Here is a 17766-nt window from a genome sequence, read left to right as displayed (position 1 = left end):
CGCCATGGACATCCACAAGATCCTCAAGCTGCTGCCGCACCGTTACCCCATCCTGCTGGTGGACCGGGTGCTGGAGCTGGAGAAGGGCAAGCGCATCAAGGCGGTCAAGAACGTCACGATCAACGAAGACTTCTTCAACGGTCATTTCCCCAACCGGCCCGTGATGCCTGGCGTGCTGATGCTCGAGGCCCTGGCGCAGACCGCGGCCCTGCTGTCCTTCGAAACCCTGGGCCATGCGCTTGACGAGAACACGGTCTATTATTTTGCCGGCATCGACAACGCGCGCTTCAAGCGGCCGGTCGAACCGGGCGACCAGCTCATCCTCGAAGCCGAGCTGGAACGCTCCAAGGCCGGCATCTACAAGTTCAAGGTCTGGGCCAGTGTGAACGGCGAACGCGCCGTCGAGGCCGATATTCTGTGCACCATGCGCAAGGTCTCCTGAGGGTCCAGAGCGTGACGCAGATCCATTCGACTGCCATCGTCGATCCCCGTGCACAGCTTGACGGCACGGTCGAGGTCGGCCCCTACACCCTCATCGGGCCGAACGTGAAGATCGGCGCGGACACGCGCATCGGTCCGCATTGCGTGATCGACGGGCACACCACCATCGGCCGCGACAATCGCATCTTCCAGTTCAACTCCCTGGGCGCCATTCCTCAGGACAAGAAATACGAGGGTGAGCCCTGCGAGCTGCACATCGGCGACCGCAACACCATCCGCGAGTTCTGCACCTTCAACCTGGGCACGGCGCAGGACAAGGCCGACACCCGCATCGGCGACGACAACTGGATCATGGCCTATGTGCACATCGCCCACGACTGCGTGGTCGGCAACCATGTGACCATGGCCAACAACGCCACGCTGGCGGGGCACGTCGAGATCGGCGACTGGTCCACGGTGGGGGGGCTGACCGGTATCCTGCAGCGCATGCGCATCGGCATCCATACCATGATCGGTTTTGCCAGCCACGTGGCCAAGGACATCCCGCCCTATATGGTGGTGGACGGCAACCCGCTGAACGTGCGCGGCGTGAACCTGGTCGGCTTGCGTCGGCGCGATTTCTCCGACCAGCGCATCGCCGCCATCCGCGAGATGCACAAGATCCTCTACCGCCAGAGCCTCACGCTGGAGCAGGCGCGCACGGCCATGACCGCGCTGCCGCAGACCTGGCCCGAAGCCGCAGGCGACGTGGCGTTGATGGACGCCTTCCTGGCCAGTTCCACGGCTGGCATTGCGCGCTGAAAGACCTGCCATGAGTTCCCAGCCGCGCGTCGCGATGGTGGCGGGCGAGACCTCCGGGGACTTGCTGGCCGGCCTTCTGCTTGATGGTATCCAGGCGCGCTGGCCCGGCGCCCAGACCCTGGGCATTGGCGGGCCGCAGATGGTCCGGCGCGGTTTCCAGGCCTGGTGGCCCAGTGACAAACTGGCCGTGAGCGGTTATGTCGAGGTGCTGCGCCATTACCGCGAGCTCGTGGGCATCCGCGACCAGCTCCGCCAGCGACTGCTGCGGGACCGGCCCGATGTTTTCATCGGCGTCGACGCACCCGACTTCAATCTGGATCTCGAGCGCGATCTGCGCGCCGCCGGCATCCGGACCGCGCACTTCGTCTGCCCGTCGATCTGGGCCTGGCGTCCCGAGCGCGTGCACAAGATCAAGGCCAGTGTGGACCACGTCCTGTGCATCTTTCCTTTTGAAGTGGAATTGCTGGCCCGGCACGGCATCGCCGCGACCTATGTCGGCCATCCGCTGGCCCATGTGATTCCCCTGCAGCCGGACCGTGCCTCCGCGCGTGTGTCGCTGGGTGTGCCGACCGATGCGCAGCTTGTGGCCGTCCTGCCGGGCAGCCGCGCGGGCGAGATCAGGCAGTTGGCCGAGCGTTTCTTCCGTGCGGCGGCCCTGATGCAGCGGGCCCGCCCGCAGCTGCAATTCATCGTGCCGGCCATTCCCGCCCTGCGCGCGCGCATCGAGCAGGCCGCACGCGCTGCGGGCATGGATGGGCGCCTGCGCATCCTCGACGGTCAGTCCCATACCGTTCTGGCAGCCTGTGACGTGGCCCTGATCGCCAGTGGCACGGCCACGCTGGAGGCCGCCCTGTTCAAGCGGCCCATGGTGATCTCCTATGCCGTGAACTGGCTGACCTACAGGATCATGAAGCGCAAGCAGCTGCAGCCCTGGGTCGGCCTGCCCAATGTCCTGTGCCGCGATTTCGTCGTCCCCGAGCTGCTGCAGCACGAAGCCACGCCCGCAAAGCTGGCCGCGGCCACGCTGCAGTGGCTGGACGCGCCCGAGCGTGTCGCGGCGCTGGAGCAGACTTTCACGGCGTTGCATGCCGAATTGCAGCGCGACACACCGAAACTGGCTGCCGATGCGATCGCGCAAGTTCTTGCAGGCTGAACAGGTCGCCTTGATGTGGGACACCCCGGGCCTGGTGGCCGGCGTGGACGAGGCCGGCCGCGGCCCGCTGGCCGGCCCGGTGGTGGCCGCCGCCGTGATCCTGGACGATCTGCACCCTATCGTGGGTCTGGCCGATTCCAAGAAGCTCACGGCATTGCGTCGCGAGAAACTCTACGACGAGATCCGCGCCAAGGCCCTGTGCTGCTCGATCGCCGAAGCCAGCGTGGAGGAGATCGACCGGCTCAACATCCTGCAGGCCACGCTGCTGGCCATGCGCCGCGCCGTCGAAGGCCTGCGCCTGAAGCCCGCCAAGGTGCTGGTGGACGGCAACCGCCTGCCGGTGCTGGACGTGCTGGCCGAGGCCATCGTGAAAGGCGACGCCACTGTGCCGGCGATTTCCGCCGCTTCCATCCTGGCCAAGGTGCACCGCGACCGCTGGTGCGCCGAATACGACCGCGAGTTCCCGCAGTATGGCTTTGCCGGCCACAAGGGCTACGGGACGGCCGAGCACCTGGCGGCGCTGCGCGCGCATGGCGCCTGCCCGCAGCATCGCAAGACTTTTGCGCCGGTGACGGAGGTGTTGCGATGAGCCAAGCACCCATCTTGATCAGCTCGCGCGACAACCCGCTGCTCAAGGAGCTGCGCCGTCTGGCGCAGGACAGCACGGCCTACCGCAAGACAGGCCGTTTCTGGGTCGAGGGCGATCATCTCTGTCGCGCTGCCTTGCAACGCGGGCGTCAGCCGTCCATCGCCGTGTTCGCCGAATCGGTCTGGCCTGTTTTTGCGGCCGAGTTCGGAGCCGCTGCGGTCAAGACCCTTCTTGTTCCGGATGCATTGTTCGACAGCATCAGCGGCCTCGAATCACCCACCCGACTGGGTTTCGTGTTCGACCTGCAGGCTGGTGCAGTCCTGCAGGCCGGTCTGGCCTCCGTCATCCTCGACCGCGTGCAGGACGCCGGCAACGTGGGATCCATCCTGCGCAGTGCGGCAGCCTTCGGTTTTCAGCAGGTGATCGCCATGAAGGGCACGGCGGCCTTGTGGGCGCCGAAGGTGCTGCGCGCAGGCATGGGCGCGCATTTCGCATTGCGTCTGGTCGAGAGTGTGGAGCCGGCGACTCTCGATGGGCTGCATGTGCCCATCATCGTGACCAGCTCGCACCAGGGTGAACTGATCCACCGGCAGACCTTGCCCTGGCCCTGGCCCTGTGCCTGGGCCCTGGGCCACGAAGGGCAGGGCGTCGGTGCTGAACTGATGTCGCGCGCCGCGCTCTCCGTCCGCATTGCCCAGCCCGGCGGTGAGGAGTCGCTCAATGTGGCCGCCGCCGCCGCCATCTGCCTGCACGCCAGCGCCGTGGCGGTCACGGCAGTCTGAGTCGTTTCTCAAAGCCGTTGCATGGGGCGGCTGCGCAAGGTGAGCAATGCGAGGGGGCCTCGGCCCTAAGCTATAATCTTGAACTGTTCAGAAATCCAGCCGCCCCAGCGCATTTCAGGCCGAACATCCCTCTCAAAAGCAGCAACCAGGACCCGTTTCCTGTAAGTGCGTGGGCGCGCCCGTAACCAACGGAGTACCCAGTGCTTTTGTCTCTCCAGGGAACCACCCCTCACGCCATTCTGGCGCTCGCAGACGGCACGGTCTTTATCGGCAATTCCATCGGTGCCACCGGCACCACGGTCGGCGAGGTGGTGTTCAACACCGCCATGACCGGCTACCAGGAAATCCTCACGGATCCGAGCTACTGCCGGCAGATCGTGACCCTCACGTATCCGCACATCGGCAACTACGGCATCAACACCGAGGACGTCGAAGCCGAGAAGGTCCATGCCGCCGGCCTCATCATCAAGGACCTGCCCCTGCTGGCCTCCAACTTCCGCAGCACAGAGACGCTCACGCAGTACCTGGTGCGCGAGAAGACCGTGGCGATTGCCAACCTCGACACCCGCAAGCTGACCCGTCTGCTGCGCAGCAAGGGTGCGCAGAACGGCGCCATCGTGGCGCTCAAGGCCGGCGAGGCCGTGACCCAGGCCCGTATCGACGAAGCCCTGGCCGCGGCCAAGGCCGCGCCCAGCATGAAGGGCCTGGACCTGGCCCAGGTGGTGACCACCGCCAAACCCTACGACTGGACCCAGACCGAATGGGCCCTGGGCACCGGCTACGGTGAGCAGAAGGCGCCGCAGTTCCACGTCGTGGCCTACGACTACGGCGTCAAGAAGAACATCCTGCGCATGCTGGCAGCACGGGGCTGCAAGCTGACCGTGGTGCCGGCCAAGGCGCCCGCCAAGAACGTGCTGGCGCTCAAGCCAGATGGTGTCTTCCTCTCCAACGGCCCCGGGGATCCGGAGCCTTGCGATTACGCCATCACCGCCGTGCGCGAGATCATCGAGACCGGCATCCCCACCTTCGGCATCTGCCTGGGCCACCAGATCATGGCCCTGGCCTCGGGTGCCAGGACCTTCAAGATGCAGAACAGCCATCACGGCGCCAACCACCCGGTGAAAGACCTGGACAGCGGCCGTGTGAGCATCACCAGCCAGAACCACGGCTTCGCTGTGGAGATGGAGTCGCTGCCGGCCAATCTGCGTGCCACGCACGTCAGCCTGTTCGACGGCACGCTGCAGGGCCTGGCCCGCACCGACAAGCCGGCCTTCTGCTTCCAGGGCCATCCGGAAGCCTCGCCCGGCCCGCACGACATTGCCTACCTGTTCGACCGTTTCACCGCGCTGATGGAAAAGGCCAAGGAGAAGAAGAATGCCTAAGCGCACAGACATCAAGAGCGTCCTGATCATCGGCGCCGGCCCGATCATCATCGGCCAGGCCTGCGAGTTCGACTACTCCGGCGTGCAGGCCTGCAAGGCCCTGCGCGAAGAGGGCTACAAGGTCATCCTGATCAACAGCAACCCCGCGACGATCATGACCGACCCGGCCACGGCCGACGTCACCTACATCGAGCCCATCACCTGGCAGACGGTCGAGAAGATCATCGCCAAGGAAAAACCCGACGCCATCCTGCCCACCATGGGCGGCCAGACCGCGCTGAACTGCGCGCTGGACCTGTGGCACCACGGCGTGCTCGAAAAGTACAAGGGCGCGGCAACGGGACGGCCAGTTGAACTCATCGGCGCCACGCCCGAGGCCATCGACAAGGCCGAAGACCGCCAGAAGTTCAAGCAGGCCATGACCAGGATCGGCCTGGGCTCGGCGCGTTCGGGCATCGCCCACAGCATGGAAGAGGCCTGGGCGGTGCAGAAGACCGTGGGTTTCCCGACCGTGATCCGCCCCAGCTTCACGCTGGGCGGCACGGGTGGCGGCATCGCCTACAACCCGGAAGAGTTCGAGGTGATCTGCAAGCGCGGCCTGGAGGCCTCGCCCACCAAGGAGCTGCTCATCGAGGAGTCGCTGCTGGGCTGGAAAGAGTACGAGATGGAGGTCGTGCGCGACAAGGCCGACAACTGCATCATCGTCTGCTCGATCGAGAACCTGGACCCCATGGGCGTGCACACCGGTGACTCCATCACCGTGGCCCCGGCCCAGACCCTGACCGACAAGGAATACCAGATCATGCGCAATGCCTCGCTGGCGGTGCTGCGTGAAATTGGCGTGGACACCGGCGGCTCCAACGTGCAGTTCTCGATCAACCCGAAAGACGGTCGCATGATCGTGATCGAGATGAACCCGCGCGTGAGCCGGTCCTCCGCGCTGGCCTCCAAGGCCACGGGTTTCCCGATCGCCAAGGTCGCGGCCAAGCTGGCCGTGGGCTACACCCTGGACGAGCTGCGCAACGACATCACGGGCGGCGCCACGCCGGCCAGCTTCGAGCCCAGCATCGACTACGTGGTCACCAAGATCCCGCGTTTCGCCTTCGAGAAATTTCCCACGGCCGACAGCCGCCTGACCACGCAGATGAAGTCCGTGGGCGAGGTCATGGCCATGGGCCGCACCTTCCAGGAAAGCTTCCAGAAGGCCCTGCGCGGCCTGGAAGTGGGCGTGGACGGTATGAACGAAAAGACCCAGGACCGCGAGGTGCTCGAGAAGGAGCTGGGCGAGCCCGGCCCCGAACGCATCTGGTACGTGGGCGATGCCTTCGCCCAGGGCATGAGCCTGGACGAGGTCTACGCGCTGACCAAGATCGACAAGTGGTTCCTGGTGCAGATCGAGGAAATCGTGAAGATCGAACTCGATCTCGACAAGCTGGCCGCTGAAAAAGGCGAGCAGGCCCTGGCCGCGCTGGACGCCGCCACGCTGCGCGCCTTGAAGAAAAAGGGTTTCTCCGACCGTCGTCTGGCCAAGCTGCTCAAGACCACCGAGAAACAGCTGCGTGACACGCGCCGCAAACTGAATGTTCGCCCAGTCTACAAACGCGTGGACACCTGCGCCGCCGAGTTCGCGACCAACACCGCCTATATGTACTCGAGCTACGAGGACGAGTGCGAGGCCGAACCGACCAACAAGAAGAAGATCATGGTGCTGGGCGGTGGTCCCAACCGCATCGGCCAGGGTATCGAGTTCGACTACTGCTGTGTCCATGCGGCTCTCGCCATGCGCGAAGACGGCTACGAGACCATCATGGTCAACTGCAACCCCGAGACCGTGTCCACCGACTACGACACCTCGGACCGCCTCTACTTCGAGCCACTGACACTCGAAGACGTGCTGGAGATCGTGGACAAGGAAAAGCCCACCGGCGTCATCGTGCAGTACGGCGGCCAGACGCCGCTCAAACTGGCCCTGGGCCTGGAGGCCGAAGGCGTGCCCATCATCGGCACCTCGCCCGACATGATCGACGCGGCCGAAGACCGCGAGCGCTTCTCGGCCCTGCTGCGCACGCTGAACCTGAAACAACCGCCCAACGCCACCGCGCGCACCGAAGCCGAGGCCCTGGAAAAGGCCGCGACCCTGGGTTACCCGCTGGTGGTGCGCCCCAGCTACGTGCTGGGCGGCCGCGCCATGGAAATCGTGCACGAGCAGCGCGACCTCGAGCGCTATATGCGCGAGGCCGTCAAGGTCAGCAACGACAGCCCCGTGCTGCTGGACCGTTTCCTGAACGACGCCATCGAGTGCGACGTGGACTGCCTGCGCGACCCCGAGGGCAAGACCTTCATCGGCGGCGTGATGGAGCACATCGAGCAGGCCGGCGTGCACAGCGGCGACTCCGCCTGCTCGCTGCCGCCGTATTCCCTGTCCCAGGCCACCGTGGACGAGCTCAAGCGCCAGTCGGCCGCCATGGCCGGCGCTCTGAACGTGATCGGCCTCATGAACGTGCAGTTCGCCATCCAGAAGCAGGACGGCCAGGACGTGATCTTCGTGCTCGAAGTGAACCCGCGCGCCTCGCGCACCGTGCCCTACGTCTCCAAGGCCACCGGCATCCAGCTGGCCAAGGTGGCGGCCCGCTGCATGGCGGGCCAGACCCTGGCCTCGCAGGGCATCACCAAGGAAGTGACCCCGCCCTACTTCAGCGTGAAGGAGGCCGTGTTCCCCTTCGTGAAGTTCCCCGGCGTGGACACCATCCTCGGCCCCGAGATGAAGTCCACCGGTGAGGTGATGGGCGTGGGCAAGACCTTCGGCGAGGCCTTCGTGAAGTCGCAGCTCGGCGCCGGCACCCGTTTGCCCAAGTCCGGCAAGGCCTTCATTTCCGTCAAGCAGAGCGACAAGCCGCGCGCCGTGGCCGTGGCCCGCGGCCTGCTCGCCCTGGGTTTCACGATCGTGGCCACCAAGGGCACGGCGGCGGCCATCGAGGCCGCAGGCCTGGCTTGCGAGGTCGTCAACAAGGTGACCGAAGGCCGTCCCAACATCGTGGACATGATCAAGAACGAGGAAATTGCCCTGGTCATCAACACGGTGGAGGAGCGCCGCAACGCCATTGCCGATTCGCGTTACATCCGCACCTCGGCCCTGCTGGCCCGCGTGACCACCTTCACCACCATCGCCGGCGCGGAAGCGGCCGTCGAAGGCATGAAGTACATGGACAATCTGGACGTGTATTCGGTGCAGGAGCTGCACGCCCAACTGGCATAATCTTCCGAACCCCCTGGGGCAGGCCCGCGCTACGCGCCGGTCTGCCCCCTTTACTTTTACCTCTTAAGAACTCAGAGACATGGCCACCATTCCGATCACGACCCGTGGCGCCGAAAAGCTCAAGGCCGAATTGCACCGTCTCAAGACGGTGGATCGCCCCGGGGTGATCAATGCCATTGCCGAGGCGCGCGCCCAGGGTGACCTCAGCGAAAACGCCGAATACGACGCTGCCAAGGACCGCCAGGGTTTCATCGAAGGCCGCATCCAGGAAATCGAGAGCAAGCTTTCAGCCTCCCAGGTCATCGATCCGGGCTCCATCGATGCCGGCGGCAAGGTGGTGTTCGGCGCCACCGTGGAACTGGAGGACGAATCCACCGGCGACGCAGTGACCTACCAGATCGTGGGTGAGGACGAGGCCGATCTCAAGCTGGGCCTGATCAACGTCGGCAGCCCCATCGCCCGCGCCCTGATCGGCAAGGAAGAGGGCGACACGGCCGAAGTGCAGGCGCCCGGGGGCGTCAAGCGCTACGAGATCGTGGCCGTCAGCTACCGCTGAAAACAGGACTCCGGCGCATGCGTGTGATCCGTCAGCAATTGCCCTGGTGGGCCGCCGCCCTCTGGTGGGGTAGCCTGACGACCATCGGTTTCCTGGTGGTGCCGCTGCTGTTCGCACATCTACCCGGCACCATGGCCGGTACGCTGGCGGCCAGGTTCTTTACGGCGCAGACCTGGGTCTCCGTGGCCTGTACCCTGCTGCTCTTGCTGGCCTCACGCCCGCAAGAGGGGGAGGAGGGCGCCCATCCCTTGCACGCCGCCCGGCTGCTCGTCATTGGGGGCCTGCTGCTGGCCCTGCTGGCGGAATTCGCAGTGGCGCCGCGCATCGTGGCGCGGGAGAACCTGGCGATCTGGCACCGTATCGGCAGTGCCATGTACTTCTTGCAGTGGGCGTGTGCCGCCCTGACTTTCTGGCGGCTCGGGAAACGTCAGGTCTGACTGCGTTTCTTGACGCTGGTCTGCTTGGGTTTGGCCCGCTTGACCTTGCCGCCGGATGTCAGGCGCTGGTTGCCCAGCACGCGCAGCACCTGGACCTCGGGGCGTTGACCGCCTCGTTTGCTGAACTTGAGGACCTTGACGTCGCGCGGGCCGGGCATGCGGTCCTCGTCCTCGGCGCGTTCTTTCTCCGGCTTGGGACGCCAGAGCACCAGCAGCTTGCCGATGTGCTGAATGGGGGCCGCGCCGAGCTCCTCGGCCAGGGTCTGGAAGATGGTTTCGCGTGCGGTGCGGTCGTCCGAGAAGACGCGCACCTTGATCAGGCCGTGGGCCTTGAGGGCCGCGTCGGTTTCCTTCTGGACGGCGGCCGTCAGGCCGTCGTTGCCGATCATCACGACGGGGTCGAGGTGATGGGCTTCGGCACGGAATTCCTTGCGTTCGGCAGGGGTGAGTTGTATCGCTGGCATGTCGTTATTATGTCCCCTGCCGGCGCGTCGCGCCTTGACTTTGCGATGCAAAGTTAGCCTGCGATGCAACCGGCGTAGCCGGTTGTCCCCCTGAAAGAGAAAATGAAAGTCAACACCAAGAGCAAGAAGGTCAACAAGGCCTGGCTCAACGACCACGTCAACGATACCTACGTCAAGCTGGCGCAGAAGGAAGGGTATCGGGCGCGGGCGGCCTACAAGCTCAAGGAAATCGACGAAACCCTGCGCCTGGTCAAACCCGGCCAGGTGGTGGTGGACCTGGGCTGCGCGCCCGGCGCCTGGAGCCAGTACCTGCGCCGTCGCATGGCGCCGGGTGGGGCGGCGGTGGGCGAGCTCAAGGGCAGCATCATCGGCCTGGACCTGCTGCCCATGGAACCCATCGAGGGCGTGCAGTACCTCCAGGGCGATTTTGGCGAGCCCGAGATGCTGGCCCGGCTGGAAGCGCTGCTGCAGGGCCGCCAGGCCGACGTGGTGGTCTCCGACATGGCACCCAATCTCTCGGGCGTGTCTTCGGTCGATGCGGCCCGGATGGAGCATCTGATCGAGCTGGCCATCGACTTCTGTCAGCACCATCTCAAGCCCCCGGGGGCCCTGGTGGCCAAGGTCTTCCACGGCCGTGGTTACGAAGAGATCATCCAGCGTTTCCGGGCGAATTTCCAGACCGTCAAGGCCATCAAACCCAAGGCCTCGCGCGACCGTTCATCAGAAACCTTTCTGGTCGGTCTGGGTCTGAAGCAGCAGCCTGCCGCCTGAGCAGGCCCGATCGCCGGGAAAGCCCGCATTTATGTGTGAAATCGGCGGCAAATCCCATGCAGAACCCATGGCTGTAGCCGACCATATCAATGGGGGCCAGGCTTGAAACGCCTAAAATGGCTACAAGCTATGTTTTTCCCTGGCATCCCTACTGGAGTTGCACTTGAATAATCAGTGGTTTTCTAAAGTGGCCGTCTGGCTGGTGATCGCGCTTGTGCTCTTCACGGTGTTCAAGCAGTTCGACACCCGCAGCGCTGGCGCGACCGGCACGCTGGGCTACTCCGACTTTCTGGAGGAAGTGCGCAGCAACCGCATCAAGAGCGCCCTGATCCAGGAAAGCCCGGGCGGCACCGAAATCCTGGCCACCACCACCGACGACCGCAAGGTGCGCACCACCGCCACCTACCTGGACCGCGGCCTGGTCGGCGACCTGATCAACAACGGCGTCAAGTTCGACGTCAAGCCGCGCGAGGAGGGCTCCCTGCTCATGACTCTGCTGGTCAGCTGGGGCCCCATGCTGCTGCTGATCGGCGTCTGGATCTACTTCATGCGCCAGATGCAGGGCGGCGGCAAGGGCGGCGCCTTCAGCTTCGGCAAGAGCAAGGCGCGCATGCTCGACGAGAACAACAACCAGGTCACCTTCGCCGACGTCGCGGGCTGCGATGAGGCCAAGGAAGAGGTCAAGGAAGTCGTGGACTTCCTCAAGGATCCGCAGAAATTCCAGAAGCTGGGCGGTCGTATTCCGCGCGGCCTGCTGCTGGTCGGCCCGCCAGGCACCGGCAAGACCCTGCTCGCCAAGGGCATTGCCGGCGAGGCCAAGGTGCCTTTCTTCAGCATCTCGGGTTCCGACTTCGTCGAAATGTTCGTCGGCGTGGGCGCGGCCCGCGTGCGCGACATGTTCGAGAACGCCAAGAAGAACGCGCCCTGCATCATCTTCATCGACGAAATCGACGCCGTCGGCCGCCAGCGTGGTGCCGGCCTGGGCGGCGGCAACGACGAGCGTGAGCAGACCCTGAACCAGATGCTGGTCGAGATGGACGGCTTCGAGACCAACCTGGGTGTCATCGTGGTGGCCGCCACCAACCGCCCGGACATCCTGGACGCCGCGCTGCTGCGCCCGGGCCGCTTCGACCGCCAGGTCTATGTGACGCTGCCCGACATCCGCGGCCGCGAGCAGATCCTCAACGTGCACATGCGCAAGGTGCCGATCGGCCAGGACGTCAACCCCAGCATCATCGCCCGCGGCACCCCCGGCATGTCCGGCGCCGATCTGGCCAACCTCTGCAACGAGGCCGCGCTGATGGCCGCCCGCCGCAATGCGCGCGTGGTCGAGATGCAGGATTTCGAGAAGGCCAAGGACAAGATCTTCATGGGCCCCGAGCGCAAGAGCATGGTCATGCCCGAGGAAGAGCGCCGTAACACGGCCTACCACGAATCCGGCCACGCGCTGATCGGCAAGCTTTTGCCGAAGTGCGATCCGGTGCACAAGGTCACCATCATTCCGCGCGGCCGCGCCCTGGGCGTGACCATGAGCCTGCCCGAGAAGGACCGCTACAGCTACGACCGCGACTACATGCTGAACCAGATCAGCATGCTCTTCGGTGGCCGTATCGCCGAGGAAGTGTTCATGCACCAGATGACCACGGGCGCTTCCAACGACTTCGAGCGCGCCACCAACCTGGCACGCGACATGGTCATGAAGTACGGCATGAGCGATGCGCTCGGCCCCATGGTCTATGCCGAGAACGAGGGCGAGGTCTTCCTGGGCCGTTCGGTGACCAAGACCACCAACATCAGCGAGCAGACCATGCAGAAGGTGGACGGCGAGGTGCGCCGCATCATCGACGAGCAGTATGCCCTGGCGCGCAAGCTCATCGAAGACAACTCCGACAAGATGCATGCCATGGCCAAGGCCCTGCTCGAATGGGAAACCATCGACACGGAACAGCTCGACGACATCATGGCCGGCAAGGTGCCCCGTCCCCCGAAGGACTGGACGCCGCGCACGCCGAATTCCGGCGGTGGCGATGCAGGGGGCACACCCGCGGTGAAGACCGATCCTTCGCCATCGGCCGCTTAGGTGGCATGACTGCCGCTTCCGCGGCAAGGACGGCCGCGCGTTGCGCTGGTCATGACAGAATGACGATTTTCATCACGGCGCCTAGTGCCGTCATGGCAACCACGTAGTGGTGCCGTCATTTCGTCATGTTCTGGCAGACCGCCCGTTACGCCATCGACCTGTCCAGGCCGCAGGTCATGGGCATCGTCAACATCACGCCGGATTCTTTTTCCGATGGCGGCAGCCATGCAACGACGCGTGCAGCCCTGGCGCATTGCGAGCAGCTGCTGAAAGACGGCGCCGACATCCTGGACCTCGGCGGCGAATCGACCCGCCCGGGCGCCGTGCCGGTGCCGCGGGACGAAGAGCTGGCGCGCGTGCTGCCCGTGCTGCGCGAGGCGCTCAAGCTCGGTGTGCCGGTATCGGTCGACACCTACAAGCCGCAGGTCATGCGGGCCGTGCTCGACCTGGGGGCCGACATCGTCAACGACATCTGGGCCCTGCGCTGGCAGGACGCGGCCGATCCCCTGGACGGCCGGCAGGTCGTGGCCCATCACCCGAATTGCGGCGTCTGCCTCATGCACATGCATGGCGAGCCGCTCACCATGCAGATCCGCCCCATGGAGGGCGAGATACTGCCGGCCGTGTCGGCTTTCCTGCAGCAGGCGGCGCAGGAGCTGTTATCCCTCGGGGTGGCCCGGGAGCGCATCGTGCTCGATCCCGGCATAGGTTTCGGCAAGACGGTGGCGCAGAACTTCTCGCTGCTGGCGCGCCAGCGCGAGCTGCTGGCGGCCGATTATCCTCTGCTGGCCGGCTGGTCGCGCAAGTCTTCTCTGGGCGCCGTGGCCGGCCCGCCGCCGGGCAGCACACCGCCGGCCGGCCAGAACGAGCGTCTGGCGCCCAGCATCGCGGCGGCGCTGCTGGCGGTGGAGCGGGGCGCGGCCATCGTGCGGGTGCACGATGTGCGGGAAACCGTGCAGGCGCTGAAGGTGCTGACAGCTATAAAATAAATAGCATCGATCAAAAAACGGAATTCAAGGGGACAGGTCCATGAGCAGGAAATACTTCGGCACCGACGGCATTCGCGGCACAGTGGGGCAGTCCCCCATCACGCCCGACTTCGTGCTGCGCCTGGCGCATGCGGTGGGCCGCGTGCTCAAGCGCACGGACGACAAGCCCGTGGTGCTGATCGGCAAGGACACCCGGATTTCCGGTTACATGCTGGAAAGCGCGCTGGAGTCGGGCTTCAACTCCGCTGGGGTGGAGGTGGTGCTGCTGGGTCCCCTGCCGACCCCCGGCGTGGCCTATCTCACGCGCGCGCAACGCGCCTCGCTGGGTGTGGTCATCAGCGCCAGCCACAACGCCTACCCGGACAACGGCATCAAGTTCTTCAGCGCCCAGGGCAGCAAGCTGCCCGATGCGTGGGAGCTGGCCGTGGAAGCCGCGGTGGACGAGCCGCCGGTCTGGGCGGACTCGGCCAGCCTGGGCCGCGCGCGCCGGCTCGATGATGCGGCCGGTCGTTACATCGAGTTCTGCAAAAGCACCTTCTCGACCGACCTGACGCTCAAGGGCCTGAAGATCGTCGTGGATGCCGCGCATGGTGCGGCCTACCAGATCGCCCCCAAGGTCTTTCACGAGCTGGGCGCCGAGGTGGTGGCGATCGGCTGCGCACCCGATGGCCTGAACATCAACCACGAGGTCGGAGCTACGCATACGGAAGCCCTGGTGGCAGCCGTCAAGGCCCACCAGGCCGACTACGGCGTGGCGCTCGACGGCGATGCCGACCGCCTGATGATGGTGGACGCCACGGGCCGCCTGTACAACGGCGATGAGCTGCTCTACCTGATGGTGGACGACCGGCTGGGCCGCGACGAGCACGTGCCCGGTGTCGTGGGCACGCTGATGACGAACATGGCGGTGGAGGTGGCGCTGAAAAAACGTGGTGTGCAGTTCGTGCGCGCCAAGGTCGGCGACCGCTATGTGCTGGAAGAACTGAACAGGCACAAGTGGTTGCTGGGCGGCGAAGGCTCGGGCCATCTGCTGGCGCTGGACAAGCAGACCACGGGGGACGGTCTGGTCTCGGCCTTGCAGGTGTTGCAGACCTGCGTGCGCAGCGGGCAGGACATGGCCCAGCTCCTGGCCGACGTCACATTGTTTCCGCAGACCCTCATCAATGTGCGTCTGCAGCCCGGCCAGGACTGGAAGGCCAATACGCGGCTGAGCGCCGAAACCAAGGCTGTCGAAGCGGAGCTGGGTCAGACAGGCCGTGTGCTCATCCGTCCCAGCGGCACCGAGCCCCTGGTGCGCGTGATGGTGGAAGCGCGTGATGCCGCGCAGGCCCGGGCCTGCGCCGAGCGGCTGGCCTCGACCCTCAAGCCCTGAGCTTCAGTCTGCAGGGCTGCGCAGGGCGTGGGCCAGCTGCAGGCCCAGCCAGGCCCCCAGGCATTGGGCGGCCACGAAAGCCGGGGCGCTGGACGGGGCGATGCCCGCAAAACTGTCGCTCAGCATACGACCCAGCACGGCGGCGGGGTTGGCAAACGAGGTGCTGGCCGTGAACCAGTAGGCTGCGCCGATGTAGCAGGCCACGAGCGCGGCGGCTTTGCCCGCGGGCGCGCGCAGGATCACGAACACCAGCCCGGCCGTGGCCACGGTCTCGGCCAGCCACAGGCCGACGCCCGTGCGCAGCTTGCTGCTGGTCTGCACGATCTCCAGGCCGAACATGGCGTGGGCCAGCCAGGCCCCGGCCACGGCCCCCAGCAACTGTGCGAGGATGACCTGGAGTGTGGCCAGCGTGCGCGGCCCGGCCAGCAGCGTGACCAGCGGGTTGAAATGCGCGCCGCTGACAGGCCCCAGTGTTTCGATCAGCACGTAAAGCGCAAAGACGGTGGCCAGCGTGTTCGCCAGCAGGGCCACGGCCATGTTCCCATCGGCCAGGCGCTCGGCCATGATGCCCGAGCCGATGACAGCACAGAGCAGCATCGCCGTGCCGATGAATTCGGCCAGCACCTTCTGCATGCCTGCGCTCATGTGCGTCCCAGTTCGCGCGCCGTGTGCTGGATCAGTTGCTGCGCCAGCTTGTCCTGGGGCAGGTTGACCAGCAGGTCCAGGCGGCGGCGGATGGACAGCAGGGTCTGGCGAAAGGCTTCGAGTTTCTGTTCCTGCGTGCCCTGCACTTCGGACGGGTCGGCGTAACCCCAGTGGGCGGTGGCCGGGTGGCCGGGCCAGATGGGGCAGACTTCGCCCGCGGCGTTGTCGCAGACCGTGATGATCAGGTCCATCCGCGGCGCGTTGGCGCCGGCGAATTCATCCCAGTTCTTGCTGCGCAGGCCCGAGGTGTCGATGCCGACAGCCTGCAGGACCTGGAGTCCCAGCGGGTTGGGCTGCTGGTTCTCACGCGGGCTGCTGCCGGCGGACCAGGCCTTGAAGCGGCCGCCGCCGATGTGGTTCAGCGTGGCTTCGGCCAGGATGCTGCGCGCCGAGTTATGCGTGCAGAGGAAGAGGACGTTCAGGGGCGTCTTGTGGTTCATGTCGGTTTTTCAGATGAGGAAACTGGGTTCAGCAGCAGGCCTTGGCGCCGTTGGCGATCTGGGCAGACGTCGGGGCGCAACAGCCGGCACTCGCCACCTTGATGTCCTTCTTCGCTGCGCAGCAGGCGCCGGTTGCCGGGCTGGCCTGGTCTTTCTGCTTGAAGACGGGGATGTTGTCCAGGGTGTGGAACTGCTCCCAGGCGATGCCCTGCGGGTCGGTCAACCAGTACTTCTCGCTGCGCGCGTAGCAGCAGCTGGTCTCGCCCTCATCAAGCAGGGCCATGTCGGCGTCGGTGGCCTGGGCCTTGAGGGTCTGCAGATCTTCGCTGGACTCGACCTGGATACCCAGGTGATCGACGCCCGGCCGGTCGCCACGCGTTGAGATGGCGAAGTTCACAGGCGGGTCCTGCAGCATCCACTTGGCGTAATCGCTTTCGGTGCGTGCCGGCGTCTGCCCGAACATGGCCGAATAGAAGGCGATGTTTTTCGTGAGGTTTTCGACATGAAGGTGGACGTGGAAGCGTTTCATGGTGGACTCCGGAGGTGAGGGAAAAGGCCTCAGCAGCTGGCGCAGGCGGTCTTGCGGCTCTTGCCGGGGCTGAGTTCGCAGGCGGCGCCCTGGCAGCAGTGCTCGGTCAGGTAGCCCAGCAGGGCGTCCATCTGGGCGAAGTTGGCGCGGTAGACCAGGCGCCGGCCATCGGGTTCGCTGCCGGCCAGGCCCGCATGCACCAGTTCCTTGAGGTGGAAGGAGAGGGCGCTGGGGCTGATGCCCAGTTGCTCGGCCAGCACACCCGGTGTCAGGCCTTCGGGGCCGGCCGTTACCAGCGCGCGGAAGGCGCGCAGGCGCTGGGCCTGGGCCAGCGCGGCCAGCGAACGCAGAACCTCGATTTCGGTGGTTTTGGTTTTTCTCATGTTTCAATAATACTTGAAATATTGAAAAATAGAAGGCCCCTCCAAACCTGGAGGATCGATGTCATGCATTTGTCATGACGCAGCCATGGAGGCGTCATGAAGGCTGAGCACACTGACATGCATGAACGCAGCCGCAAGCTTCAACTCCCACGAGTCCGGTGACCTCGGGCCCGGACCGGCCATGGGCATGGAGGTTGGCCGCCTGCGGGATGCCGGCTGCTTGCCTGCTTTCCAGGGCGACGAGGGGCTGTGGCAGCCCGGGCGCACCCAGCTGCTGCATCGGTGGACGCTGAGCCCCGGGCAGCGCGCCGCCGGCCTGCTGTTCCAGCCGCTGGGCGGCAGCCCCCGTCACGGGGTGCTGGCCCTGTTCGTGGACCAGGGTGAACTGCATGGTGCCATCGAGATCCTGGAGCGCCAGGGATGCTGGCTGGTCGTGCCCGACGACCTGCGCGCGCGCACGCTGGCCGTGGCAGCGCTGGCCCGCGCCGGGGGGCGGACCTCCCTGCGGTCCAGCATCGTGGGCACGCCGGACCGGCGCTTCATCTTCTTCAACACCCAGGGTGACGGCGCTACGGCCACCCTGGTCGAACGGCGCCGCGATGGAGGCGCCGTCGTCACCTGACCTCTTGCGAGCCC

19 protein-coding genes are annotated in these 17766 nt (G+C 65.6%); 14 read left to right on the top strand and 5 right to left on the bottom strand.

All coding sequences use genetic code 11. The features are described from left to right. The first annotated feature begins 4 nt into the window (after positions 1-4). The 9 genes from fabZ (at position 5) to ACYVH8_RS15495 (ending at position 9397) form a co-directional block, all read left to right on the top strand. Entirely contained in the window at positions 5-442 is a 438-nt protein-coding gene (fabZ, locus tag ACYVH8_RS15535; RefSeq protein ID WP_460489740.1) for a 3-hydroxyacyl-ACP dehydratase FabZ, read from the top strand. An 11-nt stretch (positions 443-453) separates the two neighbouring features. After that, complete coding sequence (gene lpxA / locus ACYVH8_RS15530; RefSeq protein WP_460489717.1) at positions 454-1242, top strand: acyl-ACP--UDP-N-acetylglucosamine O-acyltransferase; 789 nt, start codon at positions 454-456, stop codon at positions 1240-1242. Between the two features lie 10 nt (positions 1243-1252). Beyond that, positions 1253-2395 carry a lipid-A-disaccharide synthase gene (gene lpxB / locus ACYVH8_RS15525; protein WP_460489716.1) on the top strand — a complete coding sequence of 381 codons (1143 nt, stop codon included), beginning with the start codon at positions 1253-1255 and terminating at the stop codon, positions 2393-2395. Continuing rightward, complete coding sequence (rnhB, locus tag ACYVH8_RS15520; protein ID WP_460489715.1) at positions 2367-2984, top strand: ribonuclease HII; 618 nt, start codon at positions 2367-2369, stop codon at positions 2982-2984. The genes lpxB and rnhB overlap by 29 nt, the downstream gene beginning before the upstream one ends. After that, on the top strand, positions 2981-3766 hold the full coding sequence (locus ACYVH8_RS15515) for a TrmH family RNA methyltransferase (RefSeq protein WP_460489714.1): 786 nt from the start codon (positions 2981-2983) through the stop codon (positions 3764-3766). Before rnhB ends, ACYVH8_RS15515 begins: the two co-directional genes overlap by 4 nt. 200 nt (positions 3767-3966) lie before the next feature. Then, on the top strand, positions 3967-5148 hold the full coding sequence (gene carA / locus ACYVH8_RS15510) for a glutamine-hydrolyzing carbamoyl-phosphate synthase small subunit (protein ID WP_460489713.1): 1182 nt from the start codon (positions 3967-3969) through the stop codon (positions 5146-5148). Next, entirely contained in the window at positions 5141-8404 is a 3264-nt protein-coding gene (gene carB / locus ACYVH8_RS15505) for a carbamoyl-phosphate synthase large subunit (protein ID WP_460489712.1), read from the top strand. Before carA ends, carB begins: the two co-directional genes overlap by 8 nt. Positions 8405-8483: 79 nt before the next feature. Further along, positions 8484-8960, top strand: a complete 477-nt coding sequence (gene greA / locus ACYVH8_RS15500; RefSeq protein ID WP_460489711.1) for a transcription elongation factor GreA — start codon at positions 8484-8486, stop codon at positions 8958-8960. A 17-nt stretch (positions 8961-8977) separates the two neighbouring features. Then, positions 8978-9397 (top strand): DUF4149 domain-containing protein, encoded by a 420-nt coding sequence (locus ACYVH8_RS15495; protein ID WP_460489710.1) that lies wholly within the window; start codon positions 8978-8980, stop codon positions 9395-9397. On the opposite strand, the gene ACYVH8_RS15490 is transcribed toward ACYVH8_RS15495, so the two are convergent. Next, on the bottom strand, positions 9388-9861 hold the full coding sequence (locus ACYVH8_RS15490) for a YhbY family RNA-binding protein (protein ID WP_460489709.1): 474 nt from the start codon (positions 9859-9861) through the stop codon (positions 9388-9390). The two genes, ACYVH8_RS15495 and ACYVH8_RS15490, sit on opposite strands and share 10 nt — an antisense overlap. Before the next feature lie 102 nt (positions 9862-9963). On the opposite strand from ACYVH8_RS15490, the gene ACYVH8_RS15485 reads away from it, so the two are divergent. The 4 genes from ACYVH8_RS15485 to glmM all read left to right on the top strand — a co-directional run bounded on the left by ACYVH8_RS15485 (position 9964) and on the right by glmM (position 15073). Continuing rightward, the gene (locus ACYVH8_RS15485) at positions 9964-10632 is read left to right on the top strand and encodes an RlmE family RNA methyltransferase (protein ID WP_460489708.1); all 669 of its coding nucleotides are present in this window, start codon (positions 9964-9966) and stop codon (positions 10630-10632) included. A 163-nt stretch (positions 10633-10795) separates the two neighbouring features. Next, positions 10796-12712, top strand: a complete 1917-nt coding sequence (gene ftsH, locus ACYVH8_RS15480) for an ATP-dependent zinc metalloprotease FtsH (protein WP_460489707.1) — start codon at positions 10796-10798, stop codon at positions 12710-12712. 125 nt (positions 12713-12837) lie between these two features. Beyond that, the gene (gene folP / locus ACYVH8_RS15475; RefSeq protein WP_460489706.1) at positions 12838-13701 is read left to right on the top strand and encodes a dihydropteroate synthase; all 864 of its coding nucleotides are present in this window, start codon (positions 12838-12840) and stop codon (positions 13699-13701) included. A 40-nt stretch (positions 13702-13741) separates the two neighbouring features. Then, positions 13742-15073 (top strand): phosphoglucosamine mutase, encoded by a 1332-nt coding sequence (glmM, locus tag ACYVH8_RS15470; protein WP_460489705.1) that lies wholly within the window; start codon positions 13742-13744, stop codon positions 15071-15073. Positions 15074-15076: 3 nt separating this feature from the next. Here the strand turns inward: glmM and ACYVH8_RS15465 are convergent, their stop codons facing one another. From ACYVH8_RS15465 to ACYVH8_RS15450, 4 genes are read right to left on the bottom strand one after another with little or no spacing between them, the layout of a single operon-like run. Next, the gene (locus ACYVH8_RS15465) at positions 15077-15718 is read right to left on the bottom strand and encodes an aquaporin (RefSeq protein ID WP_460489704.1); all 642 of its coding nucleotides are present in this window, start codon (positions 15716-15718) and stop codon (positions 15077-15079) included. Further along, on the bottom strand, positions 15715-16218 hold the full coding sequence (locus ACYVH8_RS15460) for an arsenate reductase ArsC (RefSeq protein WP_460489703.1): 504 nt from the start codon (positions 16216-16218) through the stop codon (positions 15715-15717). The genes ACYVH8_RS15465 and ACYVH8_RS15460 overlap by 4 nt, the downstream gene beginning before the upstream one ends. A gap of 28 nt (positions 16219-16246) precedes the next feature. After that, positions 16247-16747: an ArsI/CadI family heavy metal resistance metalloenzyme gene (locus ACYVH8_RS15455; RefSeq protein WP_460489702.1), complete on the bottom strand. Its 501-nt coding sequence runs from the start codon at positions 16745-16747 to the stop codon at positions 16247-16249. Between the two features lie 29 nt (positions 16748-16776). Next, complete coding sequence (locus ACYVH8_RS15450) at positions 16777-17130, bottom strand: ArsR/SmtB family transcription factor (protein WP_460489701.1); 354 nt, start codon at positions 17128-17130, stop codon at positions 16777-16779. Positions 17131-17251: 121 nt separating this feature from the next. Between ACYVH8_RS15450 and ACYVH8_RS15445 the strand changes: the two genes are divergently transcribed. Then, the gene (locus ACYVH8_RS15445) at positions 17252-17752 is read left to right on the top strand and encodes a hypothetical protein (RefSeq protein ID WP_460489700.1); all 501 of its coding nucleotides are present in this window, start codon (positions 17252-17254) and stop codon (positions 17750-17752) included. Positions 17753-17766 lie beyond the last annotated feature (14 nt).

This window comes from Curvibacter fontanus (assembly GCF_054780335.1).
Note: the sequence above shows the minus strand (reverse complement) of the source record. Positions and strands in the feature narration are given on the sequence as shown.

What these genes read in the sequence shown, in the direction of transcription:
- ACYVH8_RS15460 (WP_460489703.1), bottom strand. Translation starts at nt 16,218, where the DNA reads ATGAACCACAAGACGCCCCTGAACGTCCTCTTCCTCTGCACGCATAAC.
- ACYVH8_RS15515 (WP_460489714.1), top strand. Translation starts at nt 2,981, where the DNA reads ATGAGCCAAGCACCCATCTTGATCAGCTCGCGCGACAACCCGCTGCTC.
- fabZ (WP_460489740.1), top strand. Translation starts at nt 5, where the DNA reads ATGGACATCCACAAGATCCTCAAGCTGCTGCCGCACCGTTACCCCATC.
- ACYVH8_RS15445 (WP_460489700.1), top strand. Translation starts at nt 17,252, where the DNA reads ATGAACGCAGCCGCAAGCTTCAACTCCCACGAGTCCGGTGACCTCGGG.
- glmM (WP_460489705.1), top strand. Translation starts at nt 13,742, where the DNA reads ATGAGCAGGAAATACTTCGGCACCGACGGCATTCGCGGCACAGTGGGG.
- ACYVH8_RS15465 (WP_460489704.1), bottom strand. Translation starts at nt 15,718, where the DNA reads ATGAGCGCAGGCATGCAGAAGGTGCTGGCCGAATTCATCGGCACGGCG.
- ACYVH8_RS15450 (WP_460489701.1), bottom strand. Translation starts at nt 17,130, where the DNA reads ATGAGAAAAACCAAAACCACCGAAATCGAGGTTCTGCGTTCGCTGGCC.
- ACYVH8_RS15495 (WP_460489710.1), top strand. Translation starts at nt 8,978, where the DNA reads ATGCGTGTGATCCGTCAGCAATTGCCCTGGTGGGCCGCCGCCCTCTGG.
- rnhB (WP_460489715.1), top strand. Translation starts at nt 2,367, where the DNA reads ATGCGATCGCGCAAGTTCTTGCAGGCTGAACAGGTCGCCTTGATGTGG.
- ACYVH8_RS15490 (WP_460489709.1), bottom strand. Translation starts at nt 9,861, where the DNA reads ATGCCAGCGATACAACTCACCCCTGCCGAACGCAAGGAATTCCGTGCC.
- lpxB (WP_460489716.1), top strand. Translation starts at nt 1,253, where the DNA reads ATGAGTTCCCAGCCGCGCGTCGCGATGGTGGCGGGCGAGACCTCCGGG.
- ACYVH8_RS15455 (WP_460489702.1), bottom strand. Translation starts at nt 16,747, where the DNA reads ATGAAACGCTTCCACGTCCACCTTCATGTCGAAAACCTCACGAAAAAC.
- ACYVH8_RS15485 (WP_460489708.1), top strand. Translation starts at nt 9,964, where the DNA reads ATGAAAGTCAACACCAAGAGCAAGAAGGTCAACAAGGCCTGGCTCAAC.
- folP (WP_460489706.1), top strand. Translation starts at nt 12,838, where the DNA reads ATGTTCTGGCAGACCGCCCGTTACGCCATCGACCTGTCCAGGCCGCAG.
- greA (WP_460489711.1), top strand. Translation starts at nt 8,484, where the DNA reads ATGGCCACCATTCCGATCACGACCCGTGGCGCCGAAAAGCTCAAGGCC.
- carB (WP_460489712.1), top strand. Translation starts at nt 5,141, where the DNA reads ATGCCTAAGCGCACAGACATCAAGAGCGTCCTGATCATCGGCGCCGGC.